General features: G+C 73.7%; 10 protein-coding genes. 2 read left to right on the top strand and 8 right to left on the bottom strand.

Going from position 1 to position 13,072, the window contains the following annotated elements; genetic code table 11:
• Window positions 1-52: 52 nt before the first annotated feature.
• From ACLJT4_RS30720 to ACLJT4_RS30710, 3 genes are all read right to left on the bottom strand, one after another.
• Complete coding sequence (locus ACLJT4_RS30720; RefSeq protein WP_411127250.1) at window positions 53-1,711, bottom strand: beta-N-acetylhexosaminidase; 1,659 nt, start codon at window positions 1,709-1,711, stop codon at window positions 53-55.
• A 199-nt stretch (window positions 1,712-1,910) separates the two neighbouring features.
• Complete coding sequence (locus ACLJT4_RS30715) at window positions 1,911-2,198, bottom strand: DUF3039 domain-containing protein (RefSeq protein WP_078487141.1); 288 nt, start codon at window positions 2,196-2,198, stop codon at window positions 1,911-1,913.
• Window positions 2,185-3,366 (bottom strand): MFS transporter, encoded by a 1,182-nt coding sequence (locus tag ACLJT4_RS30710; RefSeq protein WP_411127377.1) that lies wholly within the window; start codon window positions 3,364-3,366, stop codon window positions 2,185-2,187. The genes ACLJT4_RS30715 and ACLJT4_RS30710 overlap by 14 nt, the downstream gene beginning before the upstream one ends.
• Window positions 3,367-3,499: 133 nt before the next feature.
• Between ACLJT4_RS30710 and ACLJT4_RS30705 the strand changes: the two genes are divergently transcribed.
• Window positions 3,500-4,465 carry a LysR family transcriptional regulator gene (locus tag ACLJT4_RS30705; protein ID WP_411127248.1) on the top strand — a complete coding sequence of 322 codons (966 nt, stop codon included), beginning with the start codon at window positions 3,500-3,502 and terminating at the stop codon, window positions 4,463-4,465.
• A 47-nt stretch (window positions 4,466-4,512) separates the two neighbouring features.
• On the opposite strand, the gene ACLJT4_RS30700 is transcribed toward ACLJT4_RS30705, so the two are convergent.
• Window positions 4,513-5,196, bottom strand: a complete 684-nt coding sequence (locus tag ACLJT4_RS30700) for a hypothetical protein (RefSeq protein WP_411127246.1) — start codon at window positions 5,194-5,196, stop codon at window positions 4,513-4,515.
• 268 nt (window positions 5,197-5,464) lie between these two features.
• The gene (locus ACLJT4_RS30695) at window positions 5,465-6,163 is read right to left on the bottom strand and encodes a YqgE/AlgH family protein (protein WP_411127244.1); all 699 of its coding nucleotides are present in this window, start codon (window positions 6,161-6,163) and stop codon (window positions 5,465-5,467) included.
• 295 nt (window positions 6,164-6,458) lie between these two features.
• Here ACLJT4_RS30695 and murA point away from each other — a divergent pair, with 295 nt between their 5' ends.
• On the top strand, window positions 6,459-7,805 hold the full coding sequence (murA, locus tag ACLJT4_RS30690; RefSeq protein WP_411127242.1) for a UDP-N-acetylglucosamine 1-carboxyvinyltransferase: 1,347 nt from the start codon (window positions 6,459-6,461) through the stop codon (window positions 7,803-7,805).
• 201 nt (window positions 7,806-8,006) lie between these two features.
• Here the strand turns inward: murA and ACLJT4_RS30685 are convergent, their stop codons facing one another.
• The 3 genes from ACLJT4_RS30685 to ACLJT4_RS30675 form a co-directional block, all read right to left on the bottom strand.
• Entirely contained in the window at window positions 8,007-8,288 is a 282-nt protein-coding gene (locus ACLJT4_RS30685; RefSeq protein ID WP_004951951.1) for an HU family DNA-binding protein, read from the bottom strand.
• Between the two features lie 245 nt (window positions 8,289-8,533).
• Window positions 8,534-9,967: an NAD-dependent malic enzyme gene (locus ACLJT4_RS30680; RefSeq protein ID WP_037634840.1), complete on the bottom strand. Its 1,434-nt coding sequence runs from the start codon at window positions 9,965-9,967 to the stop codon at window positions 8,534-8,536.
• A gap of 478 nt (window positions 9,968-10,445) precedes the next feature.
• Complete coding sequence (locus ACLJT4_RS30675; RefSeq protein ID WP_411127240.1) at window positions 10,446-12,905, bottom strand: HelD family protein; 2,460 nt, start codon at window positions 12,903-12,905, stop codon at window positions 10,446-10,448.
• Window positions 12,906-13,072: the final 167 nt, after the last annotated feature.

The raw sequence follows: 13,072 nt of genomic DNA, 5'->3' as shown, positions 1-13,072 counted from the left end.
GGCACCACCGTTCCAGGGTCCGGCCGGACGAGCGCCCTCCTTGCACGGCGGCTCACACGTTTGGGGGCGCCCCCTCGAAGGGTCGTCCGAGGATGCCGGGGCGTTTCTGCCAGGGGTGGGGGCCGCCGGGCGGGCGGTAGCCGACGCCGAGGGCGTCGAGGCGGGCGTAGTGGTGGGTCATCCGGCGGGTGAAGTCCTGGTAGTCGCGGAGCTCGGGGCCGGGCAGCCGGGACCAGGCGACTTCGGCGAGCGCGGTCAGCCGCGGGAAGACCTGGTAGTCGAGGCGCTGCTGACTGTCCATCCCCTCGGACCAGGCGTTGGCCTGGGTGCCGAGGACCCGGGCGGCCTGTTCGTCCGTCAGGTCCGGCGGCACCGGTTCGAAGCGGTAGACGTCCTCCAGGGTCCGCACGTAGCCGATCGGCACCGGCTCGTCCGGGGAGGTGTCCTGACGGTGGTCCAGGTACACCTGCTGCTCGGGGCACATGACGACGTCGTGGCCGGCCTTGGCCGCGGCGATGCCGCCCGCGTACCCGCGCCAGGAGGAGACCGTCGCCCCCTCGGCCAGTCCGCCCTCAAGGATCTCGTCCCAGCCGACGAGCCGTCGGCCGCGCTCGGTGAGCCAGCGGTCGAAGTGGCGGATGAACCAGCTCTGCAGGCCGTCCTCGCCGTCCAGGGACAACTCGGCGATCCGGGCCTGGGCGGTGGGCGACGCCCGCCACTGGTCCTTGGGGCACTCGTCGCCGCCGAGGTGCACGAACCGCGCCGGGAAGAGGCCGAGCACCTCCTGGAGCACGTTCTCGTAGAAGCGCAGGGTGGTGTCGGTGGGGGCCAGGACGTTGGGGTTGACGCCCCAGGTGTCCCAGACCTTCAGGGCGGCGGTGTCGACGACGTCGGCGTTGCCCAGCTCCGGGTACGCCGCGATCGCGGCCTGCGAGTGCCCGGGGACGTCGATCTCGGGCACGACGGTGATCTGCCGCTCGGCGGCGTAGGCGACGATCTCGCGGATGTCGTCCTGGGTGTAGTAGCCGCCGTGCGGGCGCGGGTCCCACAGCGGCGAGTCGCGGTGGCCGAGTCTGCTGCGCTCGCGCCAGGCGCCGGTCGCGGTCAGCTCCGGGTAGCGGAGGATCTCGATCCGCCACCCCTGGTCGTCGGTGAGGTGGAAGTGCAGGACGTTCAGCTTGTGCGCGGCCATCAGGTCGAGGTAGCGCAGCACCCCCTCCTTGGGCAGGAAGTGCCGGCAGACGTCCAGCATCAGGCCGCGCCAGCCGAAGCGGGGGGCGTCCTCGATGGTCTGTTCCGGCAGGCCGACGGCGCGCTCCGGGTCGAGCGGGGCGCGGCGGAAGGCGGCGGGCCCCAGGAGCTGACGGAGCGTCTGTGCGCCCCAGAAGACACCGGCCGGGCCGCCGCCGGTGAGGCGGACGCCCCAGCGGGCGTCGGCTTCCAGCCGGTAGCCCTCCTTGGGGAGGGCCGGGTCGAGGGCGAGCGCCAGGGTGTCGGGGGCCTCGGGGGAGCCGGGCGGCAGCGGCAGCGCGAAGGCGGCGCCGAGGGTGGCGCGCAGCCAGCGGGCGGTGGCCTCGGTGCCGGGTGCGGCGGCCAACGCGGTGTGCGCGCCGAGCCGTACGGTCCGGGGGCGGGACTCGGCGTCGGCCAGGTCGTGGCTCAGCGGCGCCGGGATCAGACCCGTGTGGGCAGCGGTCTCCAGATCTGTCACGACGTCAGTCTTCACCGTGCCGCCGCGGAGGGAAACCCTTGATCGCCGGCCCCTCAGGAGGCCGGTGCGCCCGGGGGTTCGGGCGGGGCGGGTACGGCGACGGGCCCGGGCCCGTCAGGGACCCGGGCCCGTGCGGACCCCGGGCGCGGAGCGGTGCGCCGCGGCGCCGTGCCCAGCGGGCGGGCGCCGCGGCGGGCGGTCACTTCTTGCCGCCGCCGTCCTTGTCCTTGTCGCCACCGGCGCCCATGGACTCGAAGATCTCCTTGCACAGCGGGCAGACCGGGTACTTCTTCGGGTCGCGACCCGGGACCCAGACCTTGCCGCAGAGCGCCACGACGGGCGTGCCGTCGAGCGCGCTCGCCATGATCTTGTCCTTCTGGACGTAGTGGGCGAAGCGCTCGTGGTCGCCGTCGCCGTGCGACACCTGCGGTGTCGGCTCTACGAGGGTCCCCGTACCTGCCCCGCGCTCGGGCTCAAGAGTGCTCATAACTGCCAAGGGTACTCACGCGCGGCGCGGGTCGGGAGCGTCGGCCCGTCACCAGGTGCACCACCAGTGCCAGGGCCGCCACACCGGCCGCCGCCCAGGGCAGCGCGTCCGGCGCCACCCCCGCGGCCAGGGCCAGCCCGCCGAGCGCCGAGCCGACGGCACTGCCCAGGTAGAGCGCCGAGTTGTTCAGCGCGAGGGCGACGGTGCCGCGCTGCGCGCCGGCCCGGAGCAGCCGGTGCTGCTGCGGCACCTGGAACGCCCAGCCGGCCGCGCCCCAGGCCAGCAGGGCGACCACCGCACCGGGCAGCGCCACCGCCGCCAGGGTCGGCAGCAGGGCCTGGGCCACGGCGACCACCAGCAGGATCCCGCCGGCCAGCATCCGCACCCGCCCGGTCCGGTCGACCAGCGGCCCGGACAGCACGCTCCCCAGTACGCCGCCGGCGCCCCAGGCCCACAGGTACGGGGTGACCTCCTGGACGCCGCCGGCCGCGGCCAGCACCGGTGCCAGGTAGGTGTAGAGGCCGAGGCTGGCCACCGCGGCGAGGAAGGACACCGCGACCACCGGCGCCACCGCGCGGTCGGCGAGGGCCGTGAGCCGGGCCCGTACCGGGACGGCGGGCCCCGCGGGCACCTGCGGCAGCAGCGCCGCCAGTCCGCCCAGCGCGACCGCGCCCAGTGCCGTGACCAGCCAGAGCGTGGCCCGCCAGCCGGCGTGCTCGGCCAGCAGCACGCCGATCGGCACGCCCAGCACGGTGCCCGCGCTCATCCCGCCCATCACCAGGGCCAGCGCCCGTCCGCGCTTCTCCTGGGGGACGAGTGCGGCGGCGGCCGCGGTGGACAGCGCCGAGTAGACGCCCGCGCCGGCGCCCGCGACGATCCGGGCGCCGAGCAGCAGGCCCAGCGACGGTGCCAGCGCGGTCAACGCGTTGCCGACGGTGAAGACGGCGAGCGCGGCCAGGATCAGCAGTCGGGGCCGCGCACCGGAGAGCAGCCCGGCGACCAGCGGCGCGGAGATCGCGTAGGCCAGCGTGAAGGCGGTCACCAGTTGGCCCGCGAGGGACACCCGGGTGCCGACGTCCGCGGCGAGTACCGGCAGCAGCCCCGCCATCACGTACGCGTCCAGGCCGAGGGCGAAGGCCCCCAGCGTCAGTAGCCAGACCTTGCGCACCGCGCTCAACTCCCCTGGTGGTCCGGGGGTCCGGGGACCGTCCCCGGGCCCGGAGCGGACCGCCGCGGGGAAACGTAGGCAGTCTCCGGATGGCCGGGGAAATGCCCGTACGGAGCACTTATGCTGGGGCGGCATGAATGGTGACCGCGGCGTCCCGGACGACGCCGACGCCCCGGCCGGAGACGGCCCCGACCCCCACGACGCCGACACCCACGACCCCGACCCGTTCGCCGACCCGGTCCTCGACGGGATCGAACTGCGCCACCTGCGAGGCTTCCTGGCCGTCGCGGAGGAGCGCAGCTTCACCCACGCCGCGGACCGGCTGCGCACCGGCCAGCCGACGCTGACCCGCGCCGTACGGGCCCTGGAGGCCGCGCTCGGCGTACGGCTACTGGACCGGACCACCCGCCGGGTCGCCCTCACCGACGCCGGCCGCCGCCTCTACGCCGACCTCGCCCCCCTGCTCCCCCGGCTCGCCGCCGCACTGCGCTCGCCCGCCGGGCCGGGGACGCTGCGGCTGGGCTTCACCTCGCTGCTGCCGGCCGCCGGCCGCACGCTGATCACGGAGTTCAAGGCCGCGACCGGCGCCAAGGTCCGGCTCGTCCGCCGGGACACCCCACTGGCCGGACTGGAGACCGGGGAGTCGGACGTGGCGGTGCTCCGGGGCGACGTGCCACCGGACGCCGGACTGCGCACCGCGCTGCTCTTCCAGGAGCCGCGGGTCGCCGCCGTGCCGCGCGCCGCCACCCCGGGGAGCCTGGCCCGCCGGCGGGTGCTGGACTGGGCCGAACTCGCGGAGCTGCCGCTGGTCGTCAACACCGTCACCGGCACCACCCGGCCCGAGCTGTGGCCCGCCGGCCGACGCCCCCGACTCGCCTGCACCGCGGGCAACTTCGACGAGTGGCTGGAGGCGGTCGCGGCCGGCCACGGGGTCGGCGTGGCCCCGGAGGGGGTGGCCGAGCGCCACCCGCACCCCCAGATCCGCTACGTCCGGCTGAAGAACGCCCCACCGGTGCCCGTGCACCTCGCCCTACCCGCCCGCGACGCCGATCCGCTCGCCGAGCGCTTCTTCACCCTGGGCGGGCGGCACCGGAGCTGACGGCCCGCTCGCCCTTCGGGGATCCGCCGCCGCGCCCCGCGGCGCGCCTACGACGCCGCCGCCGGCACCCCGCCGCGGTCGCCGGCCGTCAGGCCCAGCTCGACGGCGAACGCCCAGGCGGCCTCCGGGCGGACCTCGTACCAGCAGTCCGGGCCGCAGACCGCGTCCAGCAGCGCCGAGACGTCCGCCGCGCCGACCGTGCGGGCCGCGGCGGAGGCGATGAACGCGCGGACCGTCGCCGCGGGGCGGACGTCGGTCTCCAGGAGCGCCACCAGGTGCTCGGTGATCTCCTGGACCGCCGCGTCACCCGGCGCCGCCCAGCTCATCGCCATCTCCAGGCCGTCGTCCGGCAGCGCCGCGGGGTAGGGGGCGCGGGACCAGGCGCCGCCCTCGTACCAGTAGGCGAAGCCGAGGAGGTTGCCCTGGGCGTCGTCCCGCAACTGCTCCCAGGGCAGCCACGCGGGACCACCGGCCAGGAAGTCGATCTGCTTGTCGCCGTTGTGCGTGTAGCTCCCGTCGGAGTCCTGGCCGCACAGCAGCGCGCGGCCGTCGTCGTACAGCTTCAGCCGCCACCAGTACGAGCCGCCGCAGTTCCAGCAGTGCAGACCGTCCGGGCCCCAGGAGTACTCGTCCCCGTCGTTCATGGCCGCGGCCACCACCGCCAGCGTCGCGGCGCGCGCCCACACCTGCTCCGGATGGTCCAGGTCCTCGGGCAGGCTCGGCCTGTGCATGGTGCTCTCCCCCGTCAGTTTCGGTCGCGGTCGCGAGCTCCCCTGTCCGCGCGAGGCTCAGGGTTCGGGGACGCGTCCGCGCAACGTTCTTGCCACCCCGAACGATAGCGACGGGGTCTGACAATTCCCCATGACGAAGCCGTCACAAAATGCCCCGACGATCGCCCGGGTGCACCACCCGGCGCGCGGCGTACGAAACGCGCTGCACGGCGGCGCCCGACACCGCCCGGCAACCGGACCGCAGATGCCCCGGCAACCGGCCTGCGGGCTAGTTCAACGACGGGTCGTCGGGGTACGTCGCCACCATCGCCAGCTCGTTGCGCTGCCGGCGCAGCACGGCCCGCCACAGCTGCTCCGGATCGGGCGAGGAGACGTCCCCCGGCTCGGACTCGACGACGTACCAGGCCCCCTCCACCAGCTCGTCCTCCAGCTGGCCGGGCCCCCAGCCGGCGTACCCGGCGAAGATCCGCAGGCTGCCGAGGACCGCGGCGAGCAGCTCCGGCGGGGCCTCCAGGTCCACCAGGCCGATCGCGCCGTGCACCCGGCGCCAGCCCAGCGGCTCGTCGCCCGGCCCGGCACCGCCGGCCGTGCCGGTGGCCTGCGGGTCGCCCCGGCGCGTGGAGCCCGGGGGCGCACCGGCCGCCCCGCCGACGGCGCCGCCGGTGCGGGTGCCGCTGCCCGACGGGGCGCCCTCGCCGGACGGTCCACCGGGCACCACGGCCACACCGAGCGCCGAGTCCAACGACACGGGGCCGCCCTGGAAGACCACCCCGGGCTCACCGGCCAGCTCGGCCCAGGGGGCGAGGATGTCGGCGACGCCGACCGGTGTGGGACGGTTCAGGATCACACCGAGGGAGCCCTCCTCGTCGTGGTCGAGGAGGAGCACCACCGCGCGGTCGAAGTTCGGGTCGGCGAGCGCGGGCGTGGCAACGAGCAGCCGGCCTGTGAGCGAGGACACCTCGGTCATGGCCACATGATCCCGCACTTCCGGCCCGAAGGGGGAGTCAACGCCCGGACCCGCCGGGAGAGCAGGGCCGGCGTACGGCGGCAGGCCCCGGCGCACGCGCTACGTACCCGGATGTCCCATTAGCGACATTGGACGCTTTCCAGGCAAAAGGTGATTACGAATCAAAGGTCGGCCGTAGCGGAGCGTGTTGTGACAAAGCCATTACATGGCCGGACCAGGGCCACCGCAACGGACACCCCCTCGGCCGCCCTTACCATTTCTCCTGGCCCTGACCGACTCCAGGAACGCGAGATCCATGACCGTCTCTACTGACGACGTACTGCTTGTCCACGGCGGCACCCCGCTCGAGGGCGAGATCCGGGTTCGCGGTGCGAAGAACCTTGTGCCCAAGGCCATGGTCGCCGCCCTGCTGGGCAGCGGTCCGAGCCGACTGCGCAACGTTCCGGACATCCGGGACGTCCGTGTGGTGCGCGGGCTGCTCCAGCTGCACGGCGTGACCGTGCGTCCGGGCGACGAGCCCGGCGAGCTGGTCCTCGACCCGTCGCACGTGGAGAGCGCCAACGTCGCCGACATCGACGCGCACGCCGGCTCCTCACGGATCCCGATCCTGTTCTGCGGCCCGCTGCTGCACCGACTGGGCCACGCCTTCATCCCGGGCCTGGGCGGCTGCGACATCGGCGGCCGGCCGGTCGACTTCCACTTCGACGTGCTGCGCCAGTTCGGTGCCAAGATCGAGAAGCGCGACGACGGGCAGTACCTGGAGGCCCCGCAGCGGCTCCGCGGCACCAAGATCCGGCTGCCGTACCCCTCGGTCGGCTCGACCGAGCAGGTGCTGCTGACCGCGGTGCTGGCCGAGGGCGTCACCGAGCTGTCGAACGCTGCGGTGGAACCGGAGATCGAGGACCTGATCTGCGTCCTGCAGAAAATGGGCGCGATCATCTCCATGGACACCGACCGGACGATCCGGATCACCGGTGTCGACAAGCTCGACGGCTACACCCACCGCGCCCTCCCGGACCGCCTGGAGGCCGCCTCCTGGGCGTCCGCGGCGCTGGCCACCGAGGGCAACATCTACGTCCGCGGCGCCCACCAGCGCTCGATGATGACGTTCCTGAACACCTTCCGCAAGGTCGGCGGCGCCTTCGAGATCGACGACGAGGGCATCCGCTTCTGGCACCCGGGCGGCTCGCTCAAGGCCATCGCACTGGAGACCGACGTCCACCCCGGTTTCCAGACCGACTGGCAGCAGCCCCTGGTGGTCGCCCTGACCCAGGCGTCGGGCCTGTCGATCGTCCACGAGACGGTCTACGAGTCCCGGCTGGGCTTCACCGAGGCGCTCAACCAGATGGGCGCCCACATCCAGCTCTACCGCGAGTGCCTCGGCGGCTCCGCCTGCCGCTTCGGCCAGCGCAACTTCCTGCACTCCGCGGTCGTCTCCGGCCCCACCCGGCTACAGGGCGCCGACCTGGTCATCCCCGACCTGCGCGGCGGCTTCTCGTACCTGATCGCGGCGCTGGCGGCGCAGGGCACGTCCCGGGTGCACGGCATCGACCTGATCAACCGCGGCTACGAGAACTTCATGGAGAAGCTCGTGGAGCTGGGCGCGAAGGTGGAGCTGCCGAACGGCAACCCGCGGGGCTGACGCCCACCGGCCCCCGGCCGCGCTGGATTCCGAAGGCGCCGCACAGTCCTCGCAGGAGGACCGTGCGGCGCCTTCGCCGTGCCCGCCCGCCCACCTGCCCACCCGGGGCCCGGCAAGGGCCCTGGGCCGGCCGTACGCGGGCACGCACGAAGGCGGCCACCCCCGGGAGGGGTGGCCGCCTTCGGTGCCGTCGGAAGGGCCTTACTTGCCCTTGGCGGCTTCCTTGAGCTTGGAGCCCGCGGAAACCTTCACGCTGTAGCCGGCCGCGATCTGGATCGGCTCACCGGTCTGCGGGTTCCGGGCGGTGCGAGCGGCACGGTGGGTGCGCTCGAAGGTCAGGAAGCCGGGGATGGTGACCTTCTCGTCGCCCTTGGCAACGACCTCGCCGACGGTCTCGGCGAGCGCGGCCAGAACGGCGTCGGCGTCCTTGCGGGTCACCTCGGCGCGATCGGCCAGAGCGGCCACCAGCTCACTGCGGTTCATGTATGTACTCCCGTGTTCTTCTTGCCAATGCGGCGTGAGATCGAAGCCGATGCTGCCAGGGCCCTCGGACGGCCCACCGAACCGGGTCCGTCCTTCAGCTCCCTCGCGCCTGAGGTCCCCCTGGACATTGTCCTTGGGAGAGCATCCTGCCCCCACCTGCGGCGGTAAAGCCAATCCGGCACCCTGGAGGGTCACCCGCCACCCTATGGGTGGCTCGCTGGGGGCAGGTCCCGCGACGCGCCGTCTCAGACGCCCGTGGCGGCCGTCACAGCGTCGCCCGCGGCCTTCGCCGCGTCACGCACCGCGCCGGCGACCGCACCCGCGACCTTCTCGTTGAAGACGCTGGGGATGATGTAGTTCGCGTTGAGCTCGTCGTCCAGCACGACGTCGGCGAGGGCGCCGGCCGCTGCCAGCATCATTTCGGTGTTCACCGTACGCGAGGCGGCGTCGAGCAGCCCGCGGAAGACGCCGGGGAACACCAGGACGTTGTTGATCTGGTTGGGGAAGTCGGAACGGCCGGTGGCGACCACGGCGGCGGTCTGGCGGGCGATCGCCGGGTCGACCTCCGGGTCGGGGTTGGCCAGCGCGAACACGATCGCACCCTCGGCCATCTGGGCCACGTCGTCGCCGTCGAGGACGTTGGGGGCCGAGACACCGATGAAGACGTCGGCGCCGACCACGGCCTCCTTGAGGGTGCCGGTGACGCCCTCGGGGTTGGTGTTGTCGGCGATCCAGCGCAGCGCCGAGTCGGGGTCGGCGTCGACGAGGTCGGGGCGGCCGGCGTGGACCACGCCGTGGATGTCGGCGACCACCGCGTGGTGCACGCCGGCGGCCAGCAGCAGCTTGAGGATGGCGGTGCCGGCCGCACCGGCGCCGGACATCACGACCCGGACGTCCTCGATCTTCTTGCCGACCACCCGCAGCGCGTTGGTGAGCGCCGCGAGCACCACGATGGCGGTGCCGTGCTGGTCGTCGTGGAAGACCGGGATGTCCAGGGCCTCGCGCAGGCGGGCCTCGATCTCGAAGCAGCGGGGCGCGGAGATGTCTTCCAGGTTGATGCCCGCGAAGCCGGGGGCGATGGCCTTGACGATCTCGACGATCGCGTCGCTGTCCTGGGTGTCCAGGCAGATCGGCCAGGCGTCGATGCCGGCGAAGCGCTTGAAGAGGGCCGCCTTGCCCTCCATGACGGGCAGTGCGGCCTTGGGGCCGATGTTGCCCAGGCCGAGGACCGCGGAACCGTCGGTGACCACCGCGACGCTGTTGCGCTTGATGGTGAGGCGGCGCGCGTCCTCAGGGTTGTCGGCGATCGCCTGGCAGACCCGCGCGACGCCCGGGGTGTAGACCATGGACAGGTCGTCACGGTTGCGGATGGGGTGCTTGGACGACATCTCGATCTTGCCACCGAGGTGCATCAGGAAGGTCCGGTCCGAGACCTTGCCGAGCGAAACGCCTTCGATGGTGCGCAGCTTGGAGACGATCTCCTGGGCGTGCGCGGTGGAGGTCGCGGCGATCGTGACGTCGATCCGGAGCTTCTCGTGACCGGATGCGGTCACGTCGAGGCCGGTGACCGACCCGCCGGAGGACTCCACGGCCGTGGTGAGCTGGCTGACGGCGGTGCCGCTTGCGGGAACTTCCAGTCGCACCGTCATCGAATACGAGACGCTAGGCGCCGTTGCCATGGCCGACTTCCTCTGCTTTCCCTGGTTTGGCTCTAAGCGGCTCCGGGACTCAGGGGTGCCCGAGCCGGAGCGCGTCGTTCGATCGTCCCACCTACCAGCCGGTATACGGTAACCAGCTACGAATTTCGGAAAGACTCTTCCACCATACGAGAGTTGCCCCGTCGAGCGGAACCCCCTCGGGCGACGCGAATCAGCCACGACGTGCACCGCGCCCGCACCGGCCGGGAAAACGACCGCGGGCGCCCCTCCCGAAGGAGGGGCGCCCGCGCCTCGCTGGCTTATGACACCGACCCGCCATGCTCGCCTCGCGGCAAGTGGTCGCTCGTAGCGACGATGGTTGGGCCCGGGGGCTTGGATCGAGCCGGTGCCGCCACCAAGGCTAACAAACCATCCCGGCAAGCGAATCCCGTCCCGCGCGACGGATTTCACAACCCCTCGGATGGCAGCACGACCGCACCCGCCGCGCCCCCGACCCGCCCTAGTCGCGCAGCAGGTCCGGCACCCCGTCCGCGTCCGGCTCGTCCGGGGCGGCGGAGAGCACGGTCAGCTGCTGGGTGGCTCGGGTCAGGGCGACGTAGAGCACCCGCAGCCCGGCCGGCGACTCGTCGGCGATCTCGGCGGGCGAGACCACCAGGGTGGCGTCGTATTCCAGGCCCTTGGCCTCCAGGGAGCCCAGCGCCACGACGCGGTCGCCGAGCCCGGCCAGCCAGGTGCGGGCCTGTGTGCGGCGGTGCATCGCCACCACGACGCCGACCGTGCCCTCGACCTCGGCCAGCAACCTCGCGGCCTCGGCGACGGTGGCCCGTTCCAGCGCCCCGTCGGCCGCGCCGCCCGAGCCGGCCGAGCCGGCCGAGCCGCCCGCGTATGCGCCGTCCACGACGGCGAAGCGCGGCTCCAGGCCGGTCGAGCGGACCGCCCGCGGCGACGGGGCACCGGGCATGGCCAGGGCCAGCACCTTGGACGCCAGCTCCGCGATCTCGGCCGGGTTGCGGTAGTTCACGGTGAGCGTGAAGCGGCGGCGCGGGCGGGTGCCCAGTGCCTCGTCGCGGGCCTCGGCGGCCTCGTCCGGGTCCGACCAGGAGGACTGCGCCGGGTCGCCGACCACGGTCCAGGTGGCGTGCCGGCCGCGGCGGCCGACCATCCGCCACTGCATGGGCGTCAGGTCCTGGGCCTCGTCGACGATGACGTGGGCGTAGTCGGTGCGCTCCTCCTCCAGCCGCTCGCGCCGGCCGCGGCCGGACGAGAACCGGTCCGCGTAGGTGGTCAGCTCCTCCAGGCCGGTGAGCTGGTCCAGCGGGTCGGCCTCGCGGGGGCGGGCCGGCCGGGCCGGAGCGCCCAGGACCAGCTGGAGCTCGTCCAGCAGCGCGATGTCGTGCACCGACAGCGGGCCCCTGCCGTCGTCGCCCAACCGGCGCAGCGAGCGGGCGAGTTGCCGGACCTCGCGCGGGTTGAGCAGGCGGCGCGCCCAGCGGCCGAGGCGGCGGTCGTCGGCCATCGTGGCGAGCACCCCGCGCGGGGTGAGTTCGGGCCACCAGCCCTCCAGGAACTCCTGGAAGTCGGGTTCGGTGACGAGGTCCTCGTCGAAGCCCTGGCGGGCCTCGGCGGCCAGCTCCGGGTCCGGGAAGCGGCGGGCCGCGCCGGACTTGGCCCACAGGGCGTCCAGGATCAGCCGGCGGGCGCGCGGGCGCAGCAGGTTGACCGGGGCGGTGCCGCCCAGGGCGGAGTGGCGGATGGCGCGCAGCTCGGCCTCGTCGAGTTCGAGCCGGGTGCCGAACGCGACGACCCTCAGGCGGGTCGGCGGGGCCGCCTCGTCGGTCGGGGCGTCCGCCCCCGCGGCGAGGTCCTCCAGGGACAGCTGGGCGTCCTCGGCGGGGCGGGCGCGCCGCGGGGCGGGAGGGGCCTCCAGCGCCCCGCGGGCGGCCTTGCGCAGCAGTTTGACCATCCGCGCCGAGCCCTTGATGCGGGAGACCGCAGGCGGGTCGTAGGCGGTCGCCTCGGCGCCCTCGACGAGCGAGCCGAGCGCCCGGATGGCGACCTGGCCCTCCTCGCCGAGCGACGGCAGCACGCCCTCGGTGTAGGCGACCAGCAGCGGGGTCGGGGAGACGATCAGGATGCCGCCGGCGTAGCGGCGGCGGTCCTGGTAGAGCAGGTAGGCGGCGCGGTGCAGGGCGACCGCGGTCTTGCCGGTGCCGGGGCCGCCCTCGACCTCGGTGACGGAGGCGGCGGGCGCCCGGATCACCAGGTCCTGCTCGGCCTGGATGGAGGCGACGATGTCCCGCATGGTGTGGCTCCGGGCCCGGCCCAGGGCGGCCATCAGGGCGCCGTCGCCGACCGCCGGGAGCTCGACGCCGTCCAGCGTCGCGGTGACCTCGGGGCGCATCAGGTCGTCCTCGACGCCCAGCACCTTGCGGCCCTTGGAGCGGATCACCCGGCGCCGGACGACCCTGCCGGGGGCGACCGGGGTGGCGCGGTAGAAGGGCGCGGCGGCCGGCGCCCGCCAGTCGATGACCAGCGGCGAGTAGTCCGCGTCCAGGACGCCGAGGCGCCCGATGTGGAGCGTCTCGGCGATGGCGGCGCGGCCGTCCTGGATGACGCCGTCGGCGGGCTCGACGGAGGTGTACGCGCCGTCCGGGCCCTTCTTGCCGTCCTTGCCCAGGAGCAGGTCGATCCGGCCGAAGAGGAAGTCCTCGTACTCGGAGTTGAGGCGGTGGAGGTGGACGCCGGCCTGGAAGACCTGGGCGTCGCGTTCGGCGAGCGCGCCGGGCGTGCCGACCTGGCCGCGCTTGGCGGCGTCGTCCATCAGGAACTCCGCCTCGTGGATCTTCTCCTCCAGGCGCCGGTAGACACGGTCGAGATGCGCCTGCTCGGACTCGATCTCACGGTCCCGAACGGAATCCGGTGTGTGGTCCGGTGCGTGCGTGGCGTTGTGCGCGGCCACCCAGGCCCCCTTCTGCTGTGCGTAGGCAGCCGTCAACCGTACGCGAAGCCGGCACCGCGCGCACCTGGAGGTACGGACAAAGCCGGACGTTGTCGGTCGGATGTTGACTCAGGACGCGGTTCGGTCCGACAGGTCCGGTCGCGCACCGCGTCCGGCTGCGGTCGCGG

It is taken from the genome of Streptomyces sp. x-19, assembly GCF_046549115.1.
Classification (GTDB): domain Bacteria; phylum Actinomycetota; class Actinomycetes; order Streptomycetales; family Streptomycetaceae; genus Streptomyces; species Streptomyces albulus_C.
This window is presented reverse-complemented; position numbering and strand designations above follow the sequence as displayed.

Excerpts from the sequence above, each read along its gene's own strand:
- ACLJT4_RS30705 (WP_411127248.1), top strand. The coding sequence starts at position 3,500 with ATGAATGGTGACCGCGGCGTCCCGGACGACGCCGACGCCCCGGCCGGA.
- ACLJT4_RS30695 (WP_411127244.1), bottom strand. The coding sequence starts at position 6,163 with ATGACCGAGGTGTCCTCGCTCACAGGCCGGCTGCTCGTTGCCACGCCC.
- ACLJT4_RS30715 (WP_078487141.1), bottom strand. The coding sequence starts at position 2,198 with ATGAGCACTCTTGAGCCCGAGCGCGGGGCAGGTACGGGGACCCTCGTA.
- ACLJT4_RS30685 (WP_004951951.1), bottom strand. The coding sequence starts at position 8,288 with ATGAACCGCAGTGAGCTGGTGGCCGCTCTGGCCGATCGCGCCGAGGTG.
- ACLJT4_RS30700 (WP_411127246.1), bottom strand. The coding sequence starts at position 5,196 with ATGCACAGGCCGAGCCTGCCCGAGGACCTGGACCATCCGGAGCAGGTG.
- murA (WP_411127242.1), top strand. The coding sequence starts at position 6,459 with ATGACCGTCTCTACTGACGACGTACTGCTTGTCCACGGCGGCACCCCG.
- ACLJT4_RS30680 (WP_037634840.1), bottom strand. The coding sequence starts at position 9,967 with ATGGCAACGGCGCCTAGCGTCTCGTATTCGATGACGGTGCGACTGGAA.